The organism is Arenimonas soli (genome assembly GCF_014643775.1).
Classification (GTDB): domain Bacteria; phylum Pseudomonadota; class Gammaproteobacteria; order Xanthomonadales; family Xanthomonadaceae; genus Arenimonas; species Arenimonas soli.
Map to the genome: position 1 here is coordinate 169,170 of NZ_BMKC01000002.1, position 21,385 is coordinate 190,554.

20 protein-coding genes are annotated in these 21,385 nt (G+C 68.1%); 7 read left to right on the top strand and 13 right to left on the bottom strand.

Annotation, left to right across the window (positions count from 1 at the left end; genetic code table 11):
- Positions 1-15 precede the first annotated feature (15 nt).
- Positions 16-681 carry a hypothetical protein gene (locus IEX13_RS08915; RefSeq protein ID WP_188663345.1) on the top strand — a complete coding sequence of 222 codons (666 nt, stop codon included), beginning with the start codon at positions 16-18 and terminating at the stop codon, positions 679-681.
- Positions 678-1,841, top strand: a complete 1,164-nt coding sequence (locus IEX13_RS08920) for a helix-turn-helix domain-containing protein (RefSeq protein ID WP_188663347.1) — start codon at positions 678-680, stop codon at positions 1,839-1,841. Before IEX13_RS08915 ends, IEX13_RS08920 begins: the two co-directional genes overlap by 4 nt.
- On the opposite strand, the gene IEX13_RS08925 is transcribed toward IEX13_RS08920, so the two are convergent.
- A complete protein-coding gene (locus IEX13_RS08925; RefSeq protein WP_188663349.1) occupies positions 1,838-2,086 on the bottom strand; it encodes a histone H1 in 249 nt (82 codons plus the stop codon). The genes IEX13_RS08920 and IEX13_RS08925 overlap by 4 nt on opposite strands.
- Positions 2,087-2,370: 284 nt before the next feature.
- Between IEX13_RS08925 and rpmB the strand changes: the two genes are divergently transcribed.
- Positions 2,371-2,607, top strand: a complete 237-nt coding sequence (gene rpmB / locus IEX13_RS08930) for a 50S ribosomal protein L28 (RefSeq protein WP_188663351.1) — start codon at positions 2,371-2,373, stop codon at positions 2,605-2,607.
- A gap of 13 nt (positions 2,608-2,620) precedes the next feature.
- The gene (rpmG, locus tag IEX13_RS08935) at positions 2,621-2,785 is read left to right on the top strand and encodes a 50S ribosomal protein L33 (RefSeq protein WP_034224346.1); all 165 of its coding nucleotides are present in this window, start codon (positions 2,621-2,623) and stop codon (positions 2,783-2,785) included.
- A 52-nt stretch (positions 2,786-2,837) separates the two neighbouring features.
- Here rpmG and IEX13_RS08940 read toward each other — a convergent pair whose 3' ends face one another.
- The 6 genes from IEX13_RS08940 to IEX13_RS08965 all read right to left on the bottom strand — a co-directional run bounded on the left by IEX13_RS08940 (position 2,838) and on the right by IEX13_RS08965 (position 9,102).
- On the bottom strand, positions 2,838-4,958 hold the full coding sequence (locus tag IEX13_RS08940; RefSeq protein WP_229668507.1) for a TonB-dependent receptor family protein: 2,121 nt from the start codon (positions 4,956-4,958) through the stop codon (positions 2,838-2,840).
- A complete protein-coding gene (locus IEX13_RS08945; protein ID WP_188663987.1) occupies positions 4,955-6,217 on the bottom strand; it encodes a phospholipase D-like domain-containing protein in 1,263 nt (420 codons plus the stop codon). The genes IEX13_RS08940 and IEX13_RS08945 overlap by 4 nt, the downstream gene beginning before the upstream one ends.
- Before the next feature lie 103 nt (positions 6,218-6,320).
- Complete coding sequence (locus tag IEX13_RS08950; protein ID WP_188663355.1) at positions 6,321-6,857, bottom strand: hypothetical protein; 537 nt, start codon at positions 6,855-6,857, stop codon at positions 6,321-6,323.
- Between the two features lie 3 nt (positions 6,858-6,860).
- The gene (locus tag IEX13_RS08955; RefSeq protein WP_188663357.1) at positions 6,861-7,691 is read right to left on the bottom strand and encodes a CHAD domain-containing protein; all 831 of its coding nucleotides are present in this window, start codon (positions 7,689-7,691) and stop codon (positions 6,861-6,863) included.
- 80 nt (positions 7,692-7,771) lie between these two features.
- Entirely contained in the window at positions 7,772-8,620 is an 849-nt protein-coding gene (locus IEX13_RS08960) for a sterol desaturase family protein (protein WP_188663359.1), read from the bottom strand.
- Positions 8,620-9,102 (bottom strand): SRPBCC family protein, encoded by a 483-nt coding sequence (locus IEX13_RS08965; protein WP_188663361.1) that lies wholly within the window; start codon positions 9,100-9,102, stop codon positions 8,620-8,622. Before IEX13_RS08965 ends, IEX13_RS08960 begins: the two co-directional genes overlap by 1 nt.
- A 110-nt stretch (positions 9,103-9,212) precedes the next feature.
- Here IEX13_RS08965 and IEX13_RS08970 point away from each other — a divergent pair, with 110 nt between their 5' ends.
- On the top strand, positions 9,213-9,671 hold the full coding sequence (locus tag IEX13_RS08970) for a hemerythrin domain-containing protein (RefSeq protein WP_188663363.1): 459 nt from the start codon (positions 9,213-9,215) through the stop codon (positions 9,669-9,671).
- A 3-nt stretch (positions 9,672-9,674) separates the two neighbouring features.
- Here IEX13_RS08970 and IEX13_RS08975 read toward each other — a convergent pair whose 3' ends face one another.
- The 3 genes from IEX13_RS08975 to IEX13_RS08985 all read right to left on the bottom strand — a co-directional run bounded on the left by IEX13_RS08975 (position 9,675) and on the right by IEX13_RS08985 (position 14,015).
- Complete coding sequence (locus tag IEX13_RS08975) at positions 9,675-10,280, bottom strand: exonuclease domain-containing protein (protein WP_188663365.1); 606 nt, start codon at positions 10,278-10,280, stop codon at positions 9,675-9,677.
- A 3-nt stretch (positions 10,281-10,283) separates the two neighbouring features.
- Positions 10,284-12,110: a DUF294 nucleotidyltransferase-like domain-containing protein gene (locus IEX13_RS08980; protein WP_188663367.1), complete on the bottom strand. Its 1,827-nt coding sequence runs from the start codon at positions 12,108-12,110 to the stop codon at positions 10,284-10,286.
- 66 nt (positions 12,111-12,176) lie between these two features.
- Entirely contained in the window at positions 12,177-14,015 is a 1,839-nt protein-coding gene (locus IEX13_RS08985) for a HEAT repeat domain-containing protein (RefSeq protein ID WP_188663368.1), read from the bottom strand.
- 116 nt (positions 14,016-14,131) lie between these two features.
- Between IEX13_RS08985 and IEX13_RS08990 the strand changes: the two genes are divergently transcribed.
- Positions 14,132-17,587, top strand: coding sequence for a hybrid sensor histidine kinase/response regulator (locus IEX13_RS08990; protein ID WP_188663371.1), 3,456 nt, complete (start codon positions 14,132-14,134; stop codon positions 17,585-17,587).
- Positions 17,588-17,706: 119 nt separating this feature from the next.
- Here IEX13_RS08990 and IEX13_RS08995 read toward each other — a convergent pair whose 3' ends face one another.
- Positions 17,707-18,453, bottom strand: coding sequence for a hypothetical protein (locus IEX13_RS08995; protein ID WP_188663373.1), 747 nt, complete (start codon positions 18,451-18,453; stop codon positions 17,707-17,709).
- Positions 18,450-20,054 carry a DUF4034 domain-containing protein gene (locus IEX13_RS09000; protein ID WP_188663374.1) on the bottom strand — a complete coding sequence of 535 codons (1,605 nt, stop codon included), beginning with the start codon at positions 20,052-20,054 and terminating at the stop codon, positions 18,450-18,452. Before IEX13_RS09000 ends, IEX13_RS08995 begins: the two co-directional genes overlap by 4 nt.
- 159 nt (positions 20,055-20,213) lie before the next feature.
- Between IEX13_RS09000 and IEX13_RS09005 the strand changes: the two genes are divergently transcribed.
- Complete coding sequence (locus IEX13_RS09005; protein WP_188663377.1) at positions 20,214-20,873, top strand: glutathione S-transferase family protein; 660 nt, start codon at positions 20,214-20,216, stop codon at positions 20,871-20,873.
- 31 nt (positions 20,874-20,904) lie between these two features.
- Here the strand turns inward: IEX13_RS09005 and IEX13_RS09010 are convergent, their stop codons facing one another.
- Positions 20,905-21,288, bottom strand: a complete 384-nt coding sequence (locus tag IEX13_RS09010; RefSeq protein ID WP_188663379.1) for a DUF302 domain-containing protein — start codon at positions 21,286-21,288, stop codon at positions 20,905-20,907.
- Positions 21,289-21,385: the final 97 nt, after the last annotated feature.

Here is a 21,385-nt window from a genome sequence, read left to right on the forward strand (position 1 = left end):
CACAAGGATCTTCAAGTGAACGACTCGCTCCGCGAAATCCTGGTTACGGATGTTCCGCCTGCTTTTGTCACCCGACTGCTGTCTGCCGCGGAGTGGGTCTACAAGGAGGCCCACGACACGATCAAGAACAACACCATGCTTGGAGAAGCTGAACGGGCCTACCTTGAACCACACTATCGGCGCGCCCTTTTCGAGCGAAAGATGTTGGAGGTGGCCCTTGATAGCGGACTAAAGGCAGTCAGCGAGCAAGTGGCTTCAGGTGCTGCCAAGTACAACTTGGTCCGCGTGGGTAGACTGCTTCTCACTTGCTCCAAAACGAGCGGCCGCTATGTGGTCCCACGTGCCTGCAGCTTCCGAGGGCAGTATTCGGACATCAACGAGCATATTGACCAGGGGCAACTTTTCCCCGTTCAGAGCGCGCCCCAGGAGGCCTCGCTCTATTGCATAGTGACTCATGGTCCGAGCACCAAGAACCCCGGCACCTTGGGGTACTGCTGCTTCGGCTTCCCCGCTATGGATATGGAAAAGTGGGCGCAGCAACCCATAGACCTGGCGGACATCAGGGACTACCAGCAGCAGCGCTATCAGAAGGCTGATGACGATCGAGCACAGATCCAGCAGGTGGAACCGAAGCTCAAGCCGCAGTTCGAGGCCGACGGTGATGCGGAGGAGAAGGCGTGACCGTAGGCATCACCGGATTTGTAGCTGGCAGGCTTCGGCAGGCTAGGGAGGCCCGGGGCCTCTCTTTGGTAGCCCTTGCCGACCTTGTCGGCGTCAGCACAGCAGCAATTTCTCAATACGAGAAGGGTCAGCACACGCCGCGGCCCGAGACGTTCGACATGCTGTCGAAGCGATTGAACCTGCCGCGAACCTATTTTCTTCGCGCTGAGACTATTGCTCCGGTTGAGCAGCATAGGCTGTTCTACCGATCAATGAGCAGCGCGACTAAACAAGCACGCACCAGGGCAGGGCGCCGGCTTGAATGGTTCAAGGAAATCGTCGTCTACTTTGAGCAGTTTTTTGATTTCCATGCACCCGATGTGCCTGACCTAGGCCTCCCCGATGATTTTCGGCAGCTTACGCGGGCACACATTGAAAGTGCTGCGGAGCAACTGCGATCCCATTGGCGCCTTGGTCTGGAGCCAATTGCCGACGTGATTCGAACGATGGAGGCTAACGGCATCTTCGTTTCCAGAAGTACGCTTGGTGCAGAAACGCTGGACGCATTTTCTGAGTACGACGGCGAACGACCCTACGTTTTTTTGAGCAGTGACAAGGAATGTCTTGTGCGCTCTAGATTTGATTGCGCGCACGAGCTTGGTCATTTGGTTCTGCACCGCAAGGTCAAGCAGAAGGAATTGAGCCGGGCTGCTGATTTCAAGGTTATTGAGAATCAGGCACATCACTTTGCTGGTGCCTTTTTGTTCCCAGCCAAGAGTTTTCAGCGTGAAATATGGGGTCTTAGCCTAGACAGCTTTCGGTCGTTGAAGCCCACATGGAAAATTTCAATTGCCGCCATGATTTCTAGAGCTTCCCAACTGGACATGCTTGACGAAGAGAGCGCAAAGCGGCTTTGGATAAACCTGAGTCGCCGGGGCTGGCGCCAATCGGAGCCCTTGGACGACATCCCTTGCGAGCAACCAAAAATGTTCGCAAAGGCCGCAGAGTCTCTAATTAAGAATCGGCTTAAGACGCGAGAACAGATCATCGATGACCTGTCGCTACGCCCGTCTGATATAGCAGAACTAATTGGCGTTGAGCCGGGGTTCTTCCATGACGAAGGTGATGGCCCCAAACTCAAGCCCCAGGGGGACAACGTCATTCAGTTCAAGCGCACCTAGGATGAACTTTTATCGTTCTTAGACCATCGGGCTTTAGCTGCATTCTTAGCGATCTTTGATCGTTCTTCGGCAGTTAACTTCTTAGCGCGTGCCGCCCCACCTTTCAGTCCTCCCTTGCGCCCAAGGGCCACCGCCGCCGGGTCTTTCCCGGTGTCCGGCTTTTCGTCCTGGGTCTCGCCCGTGGCGATGTCTACGATCAGCTTGGCAAGCTGGTTCGGGTCGCGGGGTCGCTTTGGCTTGTTCATATACCGCAGTATATCGACGCTACCTGACCGCTCAAGCAACGCCAATTTCAAACTGAGACACTACCCCCCTGTGGATAAGTATTGCCCCCGGGCCTTGCTGCGGGCATAATGCGCGGCTCGCTCCGCATCTGCCCCCAAGCCCTGGCCCCGGTAGTGCGATCCCGGCCCCTGGCGGAGCGTTCGCTGTATCCCGCATCGCACGCGCCTGCAGGCCCTCCGGCCCGCCGCGCGGGGCCGCCGCCGCCCGGGCTATGGGCGGCCAGTCCGAACCCAGGAGTTGCACCATGAGCCGAGTTTGCCAAGTTACCGGCAAGGGTGTGCAGAGCGGCAACAACGTCTCGCACGCCAACAACCGTACCCGCCGCCGTTTCCTTCCCAACCTGCACGAGCGCCGCTTCTGGGTCGCCTCGGAAAACCGTTGGATCAAACTGCGTGTTTCCATGAACGCCCTGCGCACCATCGACAAGAACGGCATCGACGCCGTCCTGGCCCAGATGCGCGCCCGCGGCGAAAAGATCTGAGGAGGACTGAAAAATGGCATCCAAGCGCGACAAGATCCGCCTGACGTCTTCTGCCGGCACCGGTCATTTCTACACGACCGACAAGAACAAGAAGACCACCCCGAACAAGATGGAGATCAAGAAGTACGATCCCGTCGTCCGCAAGCACGTGATGTACAAGGAAGGCAAGATCAAGTAAGCCTCGCGGCTTCGATCGCTTCCGGAAAAACCCGCCCTCGTGGCGGGTTTTTTTATTGCAGCGGTGACTCCAGGCGCAGGCCGAGCATGAAGGTCCGCCCCGGCGCCGGCTCGTAGTAGCGGCCGTTGCCTTCGTTGACGATCACCGAGCCGATGACCTGGCGATCCATCAGGTTGTCGACGCGCACCCAGGCCGTCCAGCGGCCGTCGCCGAAACGCTGCTCGGCGCCCAGGCCCAGCACGGCGTGGCCGGGCGCGGCGGCGGCGTTGGCGTCGTTGGCGTAGAAGCGGCTGCTGGCGCGGGCCTCGAGCCACAGGTCGGTGCGCTCGCCTGCCTGCCAGCGCAGTTCGGCCCAGGCCGTGCGCGTGGCGATGCCGGGCAGGCGCCGGCCGGCCTCGATGCGCAGGCCACCGGCGCAGGGTGGCGTATCGCAGGCCGGCACGTCGCGCCGGTAGCGCGCGTCGAGCCAGGTGGCGCTGGCGGCCAGCGACCAGTCCGGCGCCAGCGCCATCGCCAGCGACAGTTCGGCGCCGCGGCGACGGGTCAGGCCGGCGTTGTCGAACACCGTGCGCCCGCCCTGGCTGCCCGCCACCACCAGTTCGTCGGTGGTGGTGGCCTGGAACAGCGCCAGGTCGCCCTGCCAGCGGTCCTGCTGCCAGCGCAGGCCCAGCTCCAGGTGCCGGCTGAGCGCCGGCGCCAGGTCGTTCAGGCCGCTGGCGCCGTCGCTGCGGTACGCCAGTTCGGCGAAGGTCGGGGTCTCGAAGCCGCGACCGGCGTTGGCGTAGACACTGGTCCGTTCGCTGGCCCGGTAGAGCACGCCCAGCACCGGCGACAGCCGCGAATAGCGGCGCGTGCCGCTGTCGTCGGGATTGCCGGCGCGCACGTAGCGGTCGAGCGAGTCAAAGCGCACCCGGCTGCTTCGCAGGCCGCCGTTGAAGCGCCAGCGCCCGGCCGGCTGCCAGTCCACCTGCAGGTAAACATCGTCGCTGCGCACGGCGTTGTCTTCGTCGCGGCGCAAGGCGCCGACCACGCCAAGCCGGCTGCCGATGAAGTTTTCGAAACCCAGGCGGGTTTCATCCGCACGTTCCTGGCTGGCGCCCAGCACCAGCGACAGCGCGTCCGTGGCCTGCCAGCGCCAGCGGGCATCGAAACCCCGGTAGTCGCGGTCCAGGTCGATCACGCCGCCGCCCGAGGACGGGCTGGCCTGCGCGAAGACCGGGATCGACAGCACCTGGAAGGTCTGGCGGCGGCCGGTATAGGCCACCACGGCCAATTCGTGGCCCGCGCCCACCGGCTGCACGAAACGGGCGCCCAGTTGCTGCTGCGACACGGTCTTGCGGGTGTCGAACAGCAGCGCGCCCTGGCTTGAAGCGCGGCGGTCGCCGGCGAGCTGGGCCGCGCTCAGGCCCTGCGGGTCGTCGGCGGCCAGGTCGAGATGGTTACCCAGCAGCGTCCACTGCCCGCCGCCTGGGGTCTCCCCGCGCAGCTGCAGCTGTGCGCCGTCGCGGCGCCAGGCCGAATGCCGGCGAAAGCCGTCGGCGGCCGCCCGCTGCACGTCCAGGCGCAGCCCGGCGCGTTCGGCCACCGGCCCGCGCCAGGACGCCGAAGCGCGCCAAAGGCCGTCGGAGCCGACCAGGCCTTCGGCGCCGGCTTCGGCCACCGCTGGCGGCGCTTGACTGAAAACCGATACCACGCCGCCGCTGGAGTTGCCGTACAGCACCGAAAACGGGCCCCGCAGCACTTCGATGCGTTCGGCGGCGGGCAGCAGGAAATGGGACACCTGGCCCTGGCCGTCGGGCATCGTCGCCGGGATGCCGTCGGCGTAGAGGCGCACGCCGCGCACGCCGAAACTCGCGCGCGCACCGAAGCCACGGATCGACAGCTGCACGTCCTGGGCCTGGTTCTGGCGCTCGCGCACCACCACGCCCGGGATGCGCGGCAGCGACTCGGCCAGGGTAAGTGCCGCGCGGCCACCGCGCAGATCGTCGGCGTCGAGCACGCTGATCGCCGCCGGCACCTGCAGCCGCGGCAGCGGCTGGCGCGTGGCGGTCACCACCAGGGGTTCAAGCTGCACCGCCGGCGCGCCGGCCGGCGTTTCCTGCGCAAGTGCGCCGGCCCCGGCGGCCAGCGCCGCCAGCGTGGTCGGCAGCAGCCAGCGCAGGTCGGGCTTCACAGCTGGGAGCGCAGCGGGATGATCGCCGCTTCCATGAACTTCTCGGTCCAGGGGCGTTCGCTCCATTTCCGGTGGTCGTAGATTTCGCAGTCGCGCATGTCGCGCTCGAAGACCTCGGTCATGGCCAGGGCGAAATCACGGTCGTAAATATTGAGGCTGGCTTCGTCGTTGAGGTGGAAGCTGCGCTCGTCGAAATTGGTCGACCCCACCGACACCATGTAGTTGTCCACGATCATCATCTTCACGTGCATCATCGTCGGCTTGTATTCGTAGACCTCGGCGCCCGCCTCCAGCAGCGGGCCCCACAACTTCTTGGAAGCGATGGCCACGGTGTTGGAATCCATGTGCTCGCCAGGCACCAGCACGCGCACCTTCACGCCGCGCTCGATGGCCGCCAGCATGGCTTCCAGGGCCAGTTCGTCGGGCACGAAATACGAGGCCTGGATGTCCAGGCTCTGCTCGGCCGCGGCAATGGCCATCAGGTACATCAGGTGCATCGTGGCGCCGCCGCCCACGGGCGAGCTGATGAACATCTGCGCATCCATTTCACCGGCCCCGGACTGCGGCGGGAAGTAGGTTTCGCCGTGCAGGATTTCACCGGTGGACTTGATCCAGTTGTCGTTGAACGCCGCCTGCAGCTGCGACACCACCGGGCCACGCACGCTGAAATGCATGTCCCGCCAGTGTTCGGGGTCCTCGGCGTCACCGGACCAGACGTCGGCGATGCCGACGCCGCCGGTGAAGCCCAGCTTGCCGTCGACGACCAGCAGCTTGCGGTGGGTGCGGTTGTTCAGGCGGCTGATGTTGTACCACTTCAGCGGGCGGTACAGTTCCACCCGGACGCCGGCGTCTTCCATCAGCGACACCAGGTCGGCGTCCATCTTCAGGCCGCCGACCCAATCCACGATCACGTTGACCTTCACGCCGGCACGGGCGCGCTCGGCGAAGGCCTCGGCGAACTCCTGGCCCACCTCGCCCGACCAGTACACATAAGTCTCGAAGTTGATGGTCTTTTCGGCCGATCGGATGGCCTCGAGCATCGGCGGAAAAATCTCGTCGCCATTGCTGAAGGCCTGGACGTGGTTGCCGCTGACCACGGCCGGCCCCAGCATCGAGCCCACTTCCCGGCGGAACTGGGAGCTGCCGACGCCATGCAGGTGTTCGACCTTGCGCTCGAGCTGCCGTTCCGGGACGTCGAAGTTCGCGGCGATGGCGATGCCCACGATGGTCAGCACCACCGTGTACAGCACCCACTGCAGCTTCAGGCGGTTCCTGTCTGTCATGGCAAGGTCACCGGCGCCGAAAGGGGTCCAAGTGTGCCAGCCGGCACCGCCCCGGCGCGACCGGCGGCGGCGCTGGTGTTCAGCTAGCGGGCATGGGTTTGCACGCGTCGGCGTGCCAGCGCAGCGGCGCCTGCGCCAGTTTGCGCAGGATGCCGCGCTCGATGCGGCTCTCCCAGGAGTCGAAGCCTATCGTTTCGATAGGTCGCCACAGCGCCACCCAGGCCAGGATCAGCAATCCTTCGGACAGCACCTCGCCCAAGGGCGGCGGAGCCATCGCCAGCCAGTGCCTGAGCACCAGGACCCCGCCCAGGGTGGCCAGGCCCGCCAACATCGCGATGCGACCGACGCGGCTGCGCCGCCGATGCCGGCGTTCAGCCTGGGCAGAAGCCAGGGCGAAATGCGCGTGGATGGCGTCGCCGATGTCGCCCAGGCTTTTTTCGATAAGCGGCGTTCCGTGCAGCACCAGCGTGACCGGTTCCGCGTGGCCGTGTTCGCCTGCACTTTCGACCAGGTACGCCTCCACGCGCCGGTCGAGGGCCTTGTCGGGGAAGGGCGCCGGGTCGAAGGTGTCGTAGAGCTGCTCCAGCGACTGCAGGCGAAGGTGGATATCGGCCATGGCTCAATCCCGGGGCTGTCCCGTCCGCACCGCCGCCAGGCGCTCGCGGGCAATCGTGCGGATCGCCCGGCGTATCGCAGGCGGGAAGGGCGAACGGCGGGCGCAGTGGCGCAGCAGCAGGGCGTCGTCCTGGGCTTCGCCCAGGGCCGTGGCCTGGTCGGCCGACACGCCACCCGCCGGCCGGAACGCCGGCGCGACGGCCTGCAGCAGGCTGTCGTGCTGGCGAAGGCGGCGCAGGCGGCGACGCAGCACGTGCCAGCGTTCGTCGTCTTCGGGATGGCGTTTCACGCGCCGGCGCGCCTTGGCCACCCGGCGTTCGCTGCGCGCAACCGCCTTGGCGACATCTTTTTCACGCACGGAGTCCCAGTCCAGCTTCGCCAGCCTGGCGGCAAGGCCGTTCAGGCGTGCACGGCGACGCGCAAACTCCGGATCACGTTCCAGGGCTGCGGCCAGCATCGCGTCCCGCCGCGCGGTCGCCAGCAACATCGCTTCGGGCAGGGTGTCGCGCGATTCGGTGGGAAGCCTGGGCGCCAGGCGCTGCAGGGCTTCGAGCAGGGCCTGGGCGTCCCTCAGCGCGCCCATGCCCCGGCAGGCAGCGGCGAGCGCGGCGTCAAGCCGACGGCCCCTGTCGCCCAGCGCGCGCGGGGCAAGGGCCAGCGCCGCGCGGGCGCGGCGCAGGGACTTGCGCGCCTGGTGCACGCCGTCGTGACGGGCTTCGCCTTCGCGCCCCAGCTGTGCCGCGGCGCCGGCAAGCTGGTCGAGCGCATAGGCACGCAGATCGGCGCCCAGACCCTGGCCCTGGGGCACAGCGCGCGCTTTCGCGGCCTTGGGCATGGGCCGTCACTCCTGCAAGGAATGACGCCAGCCTAGACCTGCCGCGGGGCGATGCCCTTGATGTGCATCAATCGGAGCGCTCAGGGTCCGCGCGGGTGCCCGGCCTGTGACTGCGCGCGCTCCGGTGGCCCGAACAGCTGGCCAAGACGCGCCCCGACGCCGCGCGCGCGCCAGGCGTCGCGCAACATGTCGCCCCACTCGTGGAAGGTCAGCACCAGGGGGTTGTGGCTGCGCACGGGTTTCACGAGCCCATAGCGGCAGGGTTCGGCATCGTCCTCGGGTTTAAAGGTGCCGAAGAGCTTGTCCCAGATGATCAGCACGCCGGCGTAATTGCGGTCGATGTAGCGGGCATTGCTGGCGTGGTGCACGCGGTGGTGCGACGGCGTGTTGAAGATGTATTCAAGCCAGCCCAGCCGGCCCACTGCCTGGGTGTGCACGAAAAACTGGAAGGCCAGGTTGATCGCCACCACCAGCACGATGTGCGTGGGTGAAAACCCCAGCAGCGCCAGCGGCAGCCAGAACAGCCACATGCCCGACACCGGATAGGTGATGGACTGGCGGAAGGCGGTGGAAAGGTTCAGGCGCTCGGACGAATGGTGGGTGACGTGCGAGGCCCAGCACCAGCGGATGCGGTGCGCGGCGCGGTGGAACCAGTAGTAGCAAAAATCCTGCGCCACGAAGAGCAGCGCGATCGTCCACCATGTGGCCGGGACCTCGAACAGGCGGAACCGGTGCACCCACCAGAACACCCCGATCAGCGCCAGCCAGGCCAGCGCATCGGCGGCCTGGTGCATCAGCGCCAGGCCGGCGTTGGAAAGCGTGTCGCGCCAGCTGTACATGGCCGGCTGCCGGCGCCGCCAGTACCAGGCTTCCCAGATGACGAACCCCAGGAAAACCGGCGCCAGCGCCAGCAGCAGCCATTCGCCCATCAGGGCGCGGCTTCCAGCGGGGCTTCGAGCGAACGGGCCATGTTTTTCAGGCAGCGGTGCATGGCGCGGCGCATGAACAGGTGCAGCACCACCACGGCCACCGGCGCCAGCCAGCGCTTGGCCAGGGTGAATTCGTAGTCCCAGCGCACCCGGCAGCCGAACTCGTGGCCGGCGAGGCTCCACATGGCCTCGCCCTGCGACACCAGCCAGGCCATCGGCGGCCGGAAGCCGCTGAGCGTGTAGCCGTGGCGCACCGGCGGGTCGTGTTCGACCACGCGTTCGGTCAGCACGGTGCCGTCCACCAGGTGCACGCGGCGCTGGCTGCCGACCGCCAGTTCGGAGTGCAGGCGGATGCCGCTGATGCCACGCACCGGGCCAAAACCGGTGAAGAAGACCGGGAAGCGGTCGGGGTTGGTCGCCAGCTCGAAGGCGACTTCGGGGGTGCAGGGCAGGCTGCGTTCGGCGGAGACGGTGAGGCGCATGCGTTGATTTTGACCCGTGGCGGCGAGGGTGTCCACGGCCATTCAGCCGCCGGACCGCCCGCCCGCCGGGCCGGGGGCTAGACTCCGGACAGGCCCACGGGAGCGATCCGATGAGCGAAACCATCTACGAAGCCCTGCGCGAAAGCCATGAAATCCAGCGTTCGCTGTGCCGCCGCCTGCTGCGCACCAGCGCCCGCGGCGGCGACCGCCAGGAAATCTTCACCCAGCTGCGCATCGAGCTGGCCGCGCACGCCGCGTCCGAGGAACGTTACCTCTATGCCCCGCTGCTGATGCACGACGGCGGCCTCGACGCCTCCCGCCACGCCCTGCACGAGCACCACGAGATCGACGAACTGGTGGAAAAACTGCAGGAAGGCAGCCCGGCCGACCGCGGCTGGATGAACACCGCCCGCGCCCTGTCGCACCAGGTGCACCACCACCTGCGCGAGGAGGAAAAGAAGTTCTTCCAGGTCTCGGGCAAGCTGCTCAGCGAAGCGCAGAAGACCAGGCTCGCCGGCCAGTACCGCCGGGACATCAGGCGCATGCGCAAGGTGCTGGCCGAAGACTGAGCCTCAGTCCGCGCGCTGCTGCAGCGCCAGCCAGCAAAGGGCCACGGTGCTGGCGTCGCCCAGCGCGGTGTGGCGCGCGATCACCGGGATGCCCAGGGCGCCGGCGATGGCGTCGAGCGACAGGTCCACGTGTGCATGCGGGTCGGCCAGGCGCCGGTGGTCCAGCCAGGCCTGGCCCAGCTCGGCGCGGCGGTTGGGCAGCGGGAAACCCATCACCACGCGCATCGGGCCATCGAGCATGGCCAGGTCGAAGGCAAGGTGGTGGCCCAGCAGCGTTCGCGGGCCGAGCCAACGCAGGAATCCCGGCAACACGTCGCGCAGCTGCGGCGCACCGGCGACGTCGGCCGGCGTCAGCCGGTGGTGGCGGATCGATTCGATGTCGAAAGCCCGCCCGGGATGCACCAGGGTTTCGAAACGTTCGGCCAGCCGCACCCGGCCTTCGCGTACCGGCACCGCGGCCAGGCTGAGGATGGCGTCGCTGCGCGGGTCCAGGCCGGTGGTTTCGAGGTCGAGCGAGACCCACTCGTCTTTCGGCGGCGCAGCGAACACAGGCGCCCAGTCACCGCCAACGTGGCGACGGCCCAGCCACCAGCGGCGCAACGGGTTCACGGCCTAGCCGCCCAGGTGGAACACGTCGGCCACGTGTTCCTTGAAGGCATTGACCACGCGCAGGGCGTCGCGCAGCAGTTCGCGGTCAAGCCGGCGCAGCGCGGCGACGTCGACGCCGTTCGAAGGCGGGTGCCCGGCATCGATGTCGGCCAGCTGCTGGCCCAGGCGCAGGCGCATCAGTACGGCCAGCGCCTGCGGCACGTCGCGGCCCAGCTCCGGCGACAGCGCGCCGGCCTTCACCAGCGACGCGCAGCGGTCGAAGCTGTTGCGGTGGCCGATGCCGTGGCGCAGGGCCAGCACGCGCAGGCCGTGCACCAGCGGGAACACGCCGCCGCGCTTGAGGTCGGCGCGACCGTCGGTTTCGCGCACCTGGCCCAGCCATGTCAGCGGGTTGCCCTTGCTCAGCGTCGCCTCGGCCAGGTACTTCAGGCCGATGGCGTCCTGTCCCAAGGCCTGCATCGCGGGGCGCAGGGACTCGTAAAGTGCGGGATTGCCGGCGACGGGCCGGGCGTCGAGCGTGATCGCCAGGTCCAGCGCGCTCTGGCCGTCGGCGACGCGCGCCCATTCGCCGATGCGTTCGCGCCACGCGCTTTGGCCCAGCCGCCAATGCGGGTTGTTCACCATCACCTTGCCCGGGCAGGGCGGGTAGCCGATGTGTTCGAGCGCGGCCGAGAAGGCCTGCATCGCGTCGGGCAACCCCGGGCAGTCGAAGCCGTCGGCCAGCACCAGGGCGTTGTCCTGGTCGGTCTTGAGGATCTGTTCGCGGCGGCCTTCGCTGCCCAGCACCAGCAGGCACAGGTTTTCGTGGAACTCCGGCGGCACGCACAGCGCGAACACCCGCGCCAGGATGCGGCTGTTGAGCGCGCTCACCATTTCCATCAGGTAGCTCATCTTCGCGCCCTGGGCGTGCAGCTGGCGCACCAGGTCGGTCATGCCGCGGGCGGCGTCGGCGATTTCTTCCACGCTGGCGGCGCGGGCCAGGCGCAGGCTGATCAGGTGCGAACTGCTGGCGTAGTGCGCCAGCACTTCGGCCAGGCCGAGGCTGCCAATGGCCTTGCCGTCGGCGTCGCGCACGATCACGCGTTCGACGTGGTGTTCGGTCATGGTCACCAGGGCCTGGAACAGCACCTCGTCGGCGCGCACGAACAGCAGCGGCCGGCTCGCGAGCGGGCCGACCGCGGTGTCGCGGTCCAGGCCCTGCACGGCCAGCGCGTCGAGCAGGTCGGTACGGGTGACGATGCCCGGCCCGGCGTCGCCCGCCGCGGGGTCTACCAGCAGGCAATCCACGCGGTGTTCGCGCAGCGCGGCGGCCGCGGCGGCGATGCCGGTGCCCGGCGGCACCGCGTGCACCGGCGCCAGCTGCGCATCGGCGATGCGGGTCAGCATCAGCCGGCCCAGTTCGCTGGGCTGCTGCTGGTCGGCCAGCAGCTTTCGCTTCACCGACAGGGCCTCGTGGAAATAAGCGGCGAAGCGCGGGTTGTCGGCCAGCAGCGCCTGGAAGGTGTCGGCGGGCACCAGGAAGCAGACCGTGTCCTGCACCGCCTCGTAGCGATGCCGCGCGCGCCCGGCTATGACCGCGAAGGCGCCGAAGAGGTCGCCGGGCCCGTAGTCGGCGAAACGCGTGCGGTCGGCGCCGCGGCCGTCGAAGGCCTGCACCTCGCCCTTGAGGATCACCTGCACGTGCGCGGACGGCTCACCGGCCTCGATGATGCGGCTGCCGGCGGCGTGGTAGGCCAGGTCCACCGCGGCCGACAGCCGGCGCTTCTGGCCCGCGTCGAGCAGGTCGAAGGGCGGGGAATCAAGGTCCAGTCCGGGCACGGGCGTGGCCATGGCCGTCAGCGTGACATGAAGCGCTGATGGCGTCAGTACGCCTTTGGTGGCATAGCGCGCGGAACATCAGTCCCGGCAAGGCGGCGCGATCATCCGCCCCGCCGGCGTCAGCAGCAGGCTGCCGTCGACGACGTCGATCCAGAGCGCCCCGTCCCGGGTGATCCACGAATCCCTGGGAGCGCCGGGGAGGGTGCGCCAGGCCTTCGCCTCCCAGTCGCCGCTGGCATCCCGCTGTATGCGGAAGACCTCGCCTTCGTTCAGGAAGAGATGGGCAATCCCGGTCACGGCGACGACCTGGTCTCCCAGCCGATGAAGATCGACGACGTTCTGGCTCAGGAAGATTCGTGGCTTCCCTATGTCGGGCACGAAGGCGATTTCGCCGCCCCACTCGCCCCGGTTCGACCCGACGATCCAGCCGTCTTCGACCCGAAGCGCCACGTGCGGGACTTCACGTACCGGCGTCCGGTGCTCGACCATATTGCCCGGATGCACTTCGATAATTGCCTCGGGATCCTTGGCACGCTGTTCGTCCTCGTCGCCCGCACCGTAGCTCAGTACGACTGCGTCGTAAGCCAGTGATTCAAGTTGCTTCTCATGCCATTCGTAGGTCAGTTTGCTCCCACGCGCCGGTTTGACCTTCCTGGCGTCCGGACGGTCGCAGACCCCCAGGTCCAGCCCGGGATACTCGAATGCAAACAGGCCCATGGACTCGAAGGCCTCGTCCTCTTCGGGCGTCTCGCCGGGGCTTTCCAGCTGTTTGAGCGACTGCGCGGCCACGTTTCGGATCACCGGAAACGAATGCGTGGTCGACAGCTCAATCAGGGCCTCGCGACCGGCTTGGGCACGCAGTCGCCCCAGTGCCCTGGCGGCCACCCAGGGCAGTCGCAAGTCACGCTCGTCCCTGAGCGCCGCGATCAAGGCCGCAATCGCGACGTCGCCGCCGACCTCGCCCAGCGCACTGACCGCCAGGATTCTGGCTCGGGAGTCTTCATGCGGGATCAGTCCCACCAAGGCCGGGGCGGCATCGCGGGCCGCTTCTCCTACTTGCGCAATGTCCCGGAGCACGCGCTCGTCCGGGCCATCCTGCAGCCGCTCCGCGAGAATCCGACCCGAAGCCCGCGACCCGATGCCCACCAGGGCGGTGTCGGCTTCCCACCTCAATTCAGGTTTCGACTCGCGAATGGCGAGCAGTCCTTCTTCGATGCTGGGGGCCGCGCTGCCGATTTCCGCGATCAACGCCAGTTGCAGGGAGGCGGCATCGCCGGGCATTGAGGGGTCGCCGGCCATTTCCAACAGCGTCGGCGCCGCGTCGGACAGCACGTCTCCGGCGTTCCCGAAGATGCCGATAAGCCGGTACCTCGTGTCCCGGTCGCAGCCCTGGGAACAGCGGGCGGCGCGCAGCAGCGCCGGCACGGCCCTCGCGCCCAGTCTCTCGATGGCATAGCCCTCCTGGTTCTCGGGTGCGCTGTCGGAGACCAGGTACCTGGCGACGGCCTCGTCTGCAGCCCGCTCCCCGGGCACCGCGGCCAAGGCGGGGGCCAGCCAGCCCAGGTCGCGGTCGAGCCCGTCCACCAATGCCGGCAGGTGGCGTTCGTCGATGAAATCGGCACGGCGCAGGCCGATCGCCGCCAGCTCCGCCACGCGCTTGTCCGGATGGGACAGCAGCGCCACCAGGCGCGGCACGCCGCCCTCCAGGGCGGCAAAGGTTTCCGCAATCGCGAAGTGCCCGTCGGGCACGCCGCCGACCTTGCCTTCCTTGTAGGTCGCTGCAGCTTCCCGCAGCTGTGCTTCACAACCCGCCAGGTCGTCGCAAGGCGATACGCCCGGTGCAGCGAGGATGGCGCTAGGCAGGCAAAGCCCGAGAAGGGTTCCCAGGACGCCCATCTGCATAAAAAGGACATTCATTTCCAGGTTCCCGCGACTAGCGATGTGCCGGTGGCAGCGTACTACTTTGGTCTAAGCCGGAAGTAGCCCCCGGGCGCTACACTCGCCCGGTCGCGGGTTCACGGTAAGGAGGGGCCGTGATCGCAGGCTGGATCCTGCTGCTGGTGTCGGTGGGTTACGTCGGGCTGCTGTTCGGCGTGGCCTGGCTGGGCGACCGCAAACCCCTGTACCCGCGCCGAAACTGGCTGCGGCCGATCATCTATTCCCTGGCGCTGGCGGTGTATTGCTCGTCGTGGACGTTCTACGGTGCGGTCGGCACGGCCGCCACCACCGGCCTGGGCTTCCTGCCGATCTACCTGGGGCCGATCCTGCTGTTCCTGTTCGGCTGGCGCATCCTCGAACGCCTGGTGCTGGTGGCGCGCGAGCAAAGCACGGTGTCCATCGCCGACTTCCTGGCCGCGCGCTACGGCCGCGCCCAGAACATCGCCGCCACGGTCACGCTGATCGCGGTGATCGCCGCCATCCCCTACATCGCCCTGCAGTTCAAGGCGGTGGCGATGAGCATCGACGTGCTGTCGGGCGCGCCTTCGGACGGCGCCGGCGGCGTGCTGACCGACCCGGCGCTGTATTCGGCGCTGCTGCTGGCGCTGTTCGCCATCCTGTTCGGCACCCGCGAAATCGACGCCACCGAACACCACCACGGCATGATCCTGGCCGTGGCGCTGGAATCGCTGGTGAAGCTGGTGGCGTTTGCCGCCGTCGGCGTGTTCGCACTGGGGCACCTGCCGGGTAGCGAGGACCTGCTGTCGCGCTTCCAGTCGGCCACCCGCGATTTCGTCGCGCCGGGCATCCCGCAGGGCTTCATTGCGCAGACGTTGCTGGCCTTCGTGGCCATCGTCTGCCTGCCGCGCCAGTTCCACGTGGCGGTGGTGGAATGCGGCGAAGTCGCCGACGTGCGCCGGGCGCGCTGGCTGTTCAGCGCCTACCTGCTGGTGATCTGCGTGTTCGTGCTGCCGATCACCTCGGCGGGCCAGGCGCTGTTCGCCGGCGCCGGCGTGGCGCCCGACACCTACGTGCTGGCGCTGCCGATGGCCTTCGACAACACGGCACTGGCCCTGGCCGCGTACGTGGGCGGTTTTTCCGCCGCCACCGGCATGGTGATCGTCTCTTCGGTGGCGCTGGCGACGATGGTCAGCAACGACCTGGTGATGCCGCTGCTCTGGCGCGGCAGCCTCACCGACCCCAGCCAGCGCCAGCACCTGGGCCGGCGCGTGCTGTGGGTGCGCCGCATCTCCATCGTCGCCATCGCACTGCTGGCCTACGCTTATTACCGTGGAGCCGGTGAATCGGGTTCGCTGGCGGCCTTCGGCCTGCTCGCCTTCGCCGCCGTCGGCCAGTTCGCGCCGGCGCTGATCGGCGGCCTGTACTGGCGCGGCGCCAGCCGGCGCGGCGTGGTGGCCGGCCTGGTCGCGGGCTTCCTGCTGTGGGGCTACACCCTGCTGCTGCCCACGCTGACCCGCGCCGGCTGGTTCGACACGGCCTGGCTGCACCTGGGACCACTGGGCATTGCCTGGCTGCAGCCCGAAAGCCTGTTCGGACTGCGGGGCTGGGACCCGATCACCCACGGCACCTTCTGGTCGCTGCTGGTGAACGTGCTGGCGCTGCTGGTGGTGTCGGCGCGTTACCGGCCCAGCCTGGAGGAACGCATCCGGGCCACGCCCTTCCTGGACCCGTATGCGGCGCGGCCGCTGGCTTCGCCCGGCAGCTGGTCGGCGACGCTCAGCGCCGGCGACCTGCTGGCCCTGGCCACGCGCATCGTCGGCGAACGCGCCGCGCGCCGCGCCTTCGCCGAACATGCCGCCGCCCAGGGCCGCGACATCAGCGCCTCGGCGCCCGCCGACCGGCCGCTGATCCAGTTCACCGAACGCCTGCTGGCCGGCGCCATCGGCGCGGCCTCGGCGCGACTGACCCTGACCACCGCGCTGCGCGGCTCGGGCATGGAGCTGGGCGAGGTGATGAGCCTGCTCGACGAAGCCAGCCACGAACTGCGCTTCAACCGCGAGATCCTGTCGGCGACGTTGGAAAACCTGTCGCAGGCGGTCAGCGTGGTCGACCGCGACCTGCGCCTGGTGGCCTGGAACGGGCGCTACCAGGAGCTGTTCGGCTACCCCGACGGCATGCTTTACGTCGGCCGGCCGGTGGTGGACCTGATCCGCTACAACGCCGAGCGTGGCGAAATGGGCCCGGGCGACATCGAAGCCCAGGTGGACAAGCGCGTCGGCCACCTGCGCGAAGGCACGCCCTACGTGTTCGAACGCGTGCGCGCCAACGGGCAGGTGATCGAGATGCGCGGCCAGCCGCTGCCCGGCGGCGGCTACGTGACCACCTACAGCGACATCACCGACTACAAGCGCGCCGAACAGGCCCTGCGCGAATCCAACGAAACCCTGGAACAGCGCGTCGAGCAGCGCACCCGCGAAGCCGAGGCCGCGAACCTATCCAAGACCCGCTTCCTGGCCGCGATCAGCCACGACGTGCTGCAGCCGATCAACGCCGCGCGCCTGTTCACCTCCGCACTGCGCGACACCGACGAGGCCGGGGAGCAGCGGCGCCTGGCCGAACGCGTGGACGTGTCGCTGCGCGACGCCGAGGAGCTGCTGGACGGGCTGCTGGACATTTCCCGTCTGGATGCGGGTTCGCTGAAGCCGGAGCTGTCGGTGTTCCGGCTCGACGAGTTGATCGCCAGCGTCGCGGGCCAGTACGCGCCGCTGGCGACGTCGCGCGGCCTGGGCTTCCGCGTGCACGCTGGCCCGCTGTCGGTGCGCAGCGACCGCCGCCTGCTGCGGCGCGCGCTGCAGAACTTCGTGGCCAACGCGTTGCGTTACACCAAGGACGGCCGGGTGATCATCGGCGCACGCCGGCGCCAGGGCGCGGTCGAAATCGAGGTCTGGGACAGCGGCCCGGGCATCCCCCCGCACCACCTGGCGCAGATCTTCGAAGAGTTCCGCCGCTTCGACCAGCCCTCGCCCTGGGGCGAACGCGGCCTGGGCCTGGGCCTGAGCATCTGCCAGCGCGTGTCGCGCATGCTCGACCATCCGATTTCCGTGCGGTCCTGGCCCGGCCGCGGCAGCGTCTTCGGCATCCGCGTACCGCTGGCGGAAACCACCGCGCCGGCCAAGCCGCCGCGGGCCGCCGCGCCGGCGGGTGACCTGAGCGGCCTGAAGGTGCTGTGCCTGGACAACGACCGCGAGATCCTCGACGGCATGGAGGCGCTGCTGGGCCGCTGGGGCGTTGACGTGCGCGTGGCGGAAACCGTTGCTTCGGCCTTGGCCCTGGCCCGCGAATCCCGGCCTGACGTGCTGGTGGCCGACTACCACCTGCACGACGAACTCGACGGCCTGGGCGCGCTGGTCGCGCTGCGCGACGTCTGCGGCCCGCACACGCCCGCCGTGCTGGTGACGGCCGATGGCAGCGACACCGTCAAGCGCGCCGCACGCGACCTGGGTATCCCGGTGCTTACAAAACCGGTGAAGCCCGCAAGCCTGCGGGCGTTCCTGGCGGCGCAGCAACGGCGGGTGGGCGGGCTGGTTTGAGGCCTGGGGGTGGCGGCTTTCGACGGGGGAGTCAAGGACCCCGAATCACACCCGCGGTGCCAGCGCCACTGTTGCGCCGCGATGCAAGCCCGGGCCGCGCCCGGCTGCAGTTTGCCGGCTCAAAGCGTGAAGACGTCCGGGCCCTGGTCCGGCGACGGCTCGCTACTCTCCTGCGGCGGCGCCTCGCCCACCTCAAGCAGGTAGGTGAACTGCTGGTCGAAGCGGCTGCGCACGGCGACGTCGGTTGCCTGCCTCGCGTCCACGACCAGCCGATGCCGGCCTGGCGTCAGCGGCGGCAGGAGCAGCCACATCCCGTCGGTAAACGCCGGTGCGTAGATGCCTGGCCGCAGGCCGTCGTATTGCGCGTCGGCGAAGGCGTCGAAGCAATCGCGTGGTGCGCTGCGGACCGGTTCCAGCGGTTGCCCGTCCAGCTCCACGCGGTGCACCACCATGCGATCGGCGACGGCTTCGGCCGCGGTGCGCAACGCGGCACAGTCCCTGCGGCGCCCCGGCACGGAATACTCCAGGGCGGCAATCACCGGCAGGAACAGTGGGCGGCCCTCGGGAACGCGGCAGGTTCGCTCCACCGGCCCGGTGCCCGAGGTGCCGGCGAGGAACCATACGTCACCGGGCTGGCCGTCGTGACAGTGCGCGCCGTTCGGGTCCTGCGAGGGGCGCATGCCATCGGGCTTCCGGAACGCCCAGCGCCACCACGCTTCGGCCAGCTCCGGATAGCCGCGACCTCCGGGCTTCGCACCCGCCGGCAGCACTTCCACCATGGCGACTCCCGCGTCGGCCGGTGGCAGATTGGCACCAGCCGCAGCGGCGCCAGACAAGCCCAGCGCGAAAGCCACTGTCGCGATCATCGTTTGCCCGCCCGCACTTCCATCTCGGCGTCGGCTTCGTCCATCATCTCGCGCATGCGCCGGTGCGAATCTCGCAGTGCCTGCACCTGCCTCAACTGGTCGGGGTCACCGGGGTCTGCGGTCTGTTCGAACTTGTCGAAAGCCGCCATCACTTCCTCGTCGTCGGGGCTGAACGTCCCGCCCTTGCGGTCGATGACTACCAGCGCGTTGTAGAACCAGCCCCAGCCATGGTCGGGGTATTCGGTCGTCAGCGTCCGGACGTAGCGGGCCGCGCGCGGGATTTCGTCTTCCATGATGAGCAACGAAGAAAGGTTGGTCAGGGCCGAGCGCCGCTGCTCGGGGTCCCGCATCGCCTCCAGGTAGGCCGCCTCGGCTTCGTCCACGCGACCCTGGGTTGCGCGGATGCCTCCCAGCAGCCATTGCCCGAGGCCGTTCTCGGGCTCCAGCTCCACCGCGCGTTCGATCGAGATGCCCGCCCACTCGACATCGCCCGTGAGGTCCCAGATCAGGTGGCCGCGCTGGCGTGCGGCATAGGCGTTGCCAGGCGGAAACCGCGACTCGCCCAGCAGGTACATCAACGCCTCCCAGCGGTTCCCGGAGTCCTGGCGCAGGATGGCCACGCCGGCATCGTAGTAGGGCGCGATGTGCGTGGTGTGCCGGGTGGCCTCCCGGGCGACGGCTTCTGCTTCGCTCCATTTCTCGGCGCGGTACAGCTGGTTGGCCAGGGCGACCTGCGGCATCGCCGCAACGAGGGCGGCCATCGGCCTGTCGGCGATGAAGGGCTTGAGCGTCGCGGCGAACTGCGCCATTTGCGGGTAGCTGCCTCCCCAGCGGGGCTCCAGGGCAACCATCAGCGGATGGCCCCAGGCGCGGCAGGCTGGCGCCAGTTCGCGGGCCTGGCGCACGGCGTTTCTCATGGCGTCTTCGCGGCCACCCAGGTTGGCCACGCCGATGATGCCCGCGTGGGCTTCGGTGAGTCGCGGTTCGAGTTCCAGGGCCCGTTCGTAGCTGGCAATCGCAGCGTCACCGTAGGCGTGCATGCGCTCGAAGTTCTCGCGCGGCGTTTTGCTTGCCCACTTGCCGCCGCGAGCCATCCTGGCCATGCCGCGGTTCCAGTGACCCCGGGCCACGTGGGCGAACGGGCTTTCGGGTGCGGCTTCGATCCATGCCTGCGTCAGCCGCCCCGCTTCCACACCACCACCGATGTCGAAGAAGTGGGCGTGGATGATTTCGCTGAAGCCCTCGTCGGCGTAGTGCCGCTCCAGGTCTGCGCCAAGCCGGGCCTCCAGCGTAGCGATGCTGCCTTCCCGCAGGTGCTTGTCCAGTTCGTCGAGCGTCAGGCGCGGGGCGTATTCGTTGTCGCAATGTGCTTCGACCAGGCCGTCGGGCCACTGCGCGCCCGGAATCTCCGGCCATGCCAGGCAACGCGCCATCGGATCGGGCAGGAGATCCGCCTTGCGCGCCTGCTCAAGATAGGGGCGCACTTCCGCCGGCGCGTTCCGGTAGGGCGAAGGCGCGGGCGGAATCGGCGGTGGCGTGGGGTTTGCCTGGACGCAGGACGTGGCAACCAGAAGGCCAGCGGCGAGGCGAATGGAACGCATGCGAGGACTCCGGGCGCCCGCGGACCGCAGGCTCGTCCGGGAGTGTCGGGCAAGTGTGTGCAGGGAACAAGCGCGAAGTTTTATCCGTGCCGGCGGGCCAATTGCAGCGCGAGGCCCGCGCATGGACCATGGTGATCCCGCCCCGGCCCTTGGTTAGCCATGCCCCTCACCCTCTACGGCCACCCCTTCTCTTCCTACACCCAAAAGGTGCTCATTGCGCTCTACGAGAACGCGACGCCCTTCGGGTTCCACTGCATCAGCCCGGACCACCCGGAGAACACGGCCGACTGGCTGGCGCGCTGGCCGCTGCGCAAGTTCCCGGTGCTGGTGGACGGCGACAAGGACGTGGTCGAGACCAGCATCATCATCGAGCACCTGCAGCAGGTGCATCCGGGGCCGGCCAGGCTGCTCCCCACGGACCCCGCCGAGGCGCTGGAAGTACGATTCATGGACCGCTTCTTCGACCTGCACGTGATGGACGCGGCCCAGCACGCGGTCGACGGCGCCATCACCGGCGACGCCAGCAAGCGCCGGGACGGCCTGGTCAAGTCGGTCGCGAAACTGGAACGGTCCTACGCCTGGCTGGAAGCGCGACTGGCGGGCAAGACCTGGGCGACAGGCGACCAGTTCACGATGGCCGATTGCGCGGCCGCGCCGTCGTTGTTCTACGCCGACTGGGTCCACCGCATCCCCGATGACCACCAGGGGCTGCGCGCCTATCGCAGCCGCCTGTTGGCACGCCCGTCGTTCGCCCGGGCGGTGGACGAAGCCCGGCCCTACCGCGAGCTATTCCCGCTGGGCGCGCCGGACCGCGACTGAGGCAAAGGGCGGATCAGAAGTTCGATGCGCCCTAGACCGCCGATTCGATGATCTTCTCCATCGCCTCTTCCACCTGGCGGGCGGCCGGCGCGATGCGGGGGTCATCGGACACCAACTTCAGCACCTCGGTCGGCGGGATCATGCCGACGATGGTCTTGCCGCCGTCCTGGTAGATGGAAATCCGGCACGGCAGCGCCATGTTCAGCGCCATGTCCACCGACAGCACCTCGCTGGCCTGGCCGGGGTTGCAGATCTCCATCACGCGGCATTCGTTCGCCAGCGCAAACCCCTTGCCTTCCAGGGTTTCCTTGAAGTCATAGTGGTGAAGCACCCCGAAGCCGTTCTCCTTGCAGGCCTTTTCGATGTCGGCGAAAACCTGGTCCACGGACTTGTTGGTTTGCTTGCGGTACAACATGGCCTGTCCCTGTGCATCCGGCAGGTTTGCCGGCCTGCAGTATGCGCGCCCCGGCGAAGGCAAAACGCCCCGGCAAGCCGGGGCGTTCATTCATTGC

Bases quoted from the DNA above. Each gene is read 5' to 3' on its own strand.
- IEX13_RS09005 (WP_188663377.1), top strand. From the start codon at position 20,214: ATGCCCCTCACCCTCTACGGCCACCCCTTCTCTTCCTACACCCAAAAG.
- IEX13_RS08985 (WP_188663368.1), bottom strand. From the start codon at position 14,015: ATGAATGTCCTTTTTATGCAGATGGGCGTCCTGGGAACCCTTCTCGGG.
- IEX13_RS08980 (WP_188663367.1), bottom strand. From the start codon at position 12,110: ATGGCCACGCCCGTGCCCGGACTGGACCTTGATTCCCCGCCCTTCGAC.
- rpmB (WP_188663351.1), top strand. From the start codon at position 2,371: ATGAGCCGAGTTTGCCAAGTTACCGGCAAGGGTGTGCAGAGCGGCAAC.
- IEX13_RS08950 (WP_188663355.1), bottom strand. From the start codon at position 6,857: ATGGCCGATATCCACCTTCGCCTGCAGTCGCTGGAGCAGCTCTACGAC.
- IEX13_RS08965 (WP_188663361.1), bottom strand. From the start codon at position 9,102: ATGCGCCTCACCGTCTCCGCCGAACGCAGCCTGCCCTGCACCCCCGAA.
- IEX13_RS08995 (WP_188663373.1), bottom strand. From the start codon at position 18,453: ATGATCGCGACAGTGGCTTTCGCGCTGGGCTTGTCTGGCGCCGCTGCG.
- IEX13_RS08955 (WP_188663357.1), bottom strand. From the start codon at position 7,691: ATGCCCAAGGCCGCGAAAGCGCGCGCTGTGCCCCAGGGCCAGGGTCTG.
- IEX13_RS09000 (WP_188663374.1), bottom strand. From the start codon at position 20,054: ATGCGTTCCATTCGCCTCGCCGCTGGCCTTCTGGTTGCCACGTCCTGC.
- IEX13_RS08925 (WP_188663349.1), bottom strand. From the start codon at position 2,086: ATGAACAAGCCAAAGCGACCCCGCGACCCGAACCAGCTTGCCAAGCTG.
- IEX13_RS08970 (WP_188663363.1), top strand. From the start codon at position 9,213: ATGAGCGAAACCATCTACGAAGCCCTGCGCGAAAGCCATGAAATCCAG.
- IEX13_RS09010 (WP_188663379.1), bottom strand. From the start codon at position 21,288: ATGTTGTACCGCAAGCAAACCAACAAGTCCGTGGACCAGGTTTTCGCC.
- IEX13_RS08960 (WP_188663359.1), bottom strand. From the start codon at position 8,620: ATGGGCGAATGGCTGCTGCTGGCGCTGGCGCCGGTTTTCCTGGGGTTC.
- rpmG (WP_034224346.1), top strand. From the start codon at position 2,621: ATGGCATCCAAGCGCGACAAGATCCGCCTGACGTCTTCTGCCGGCACC.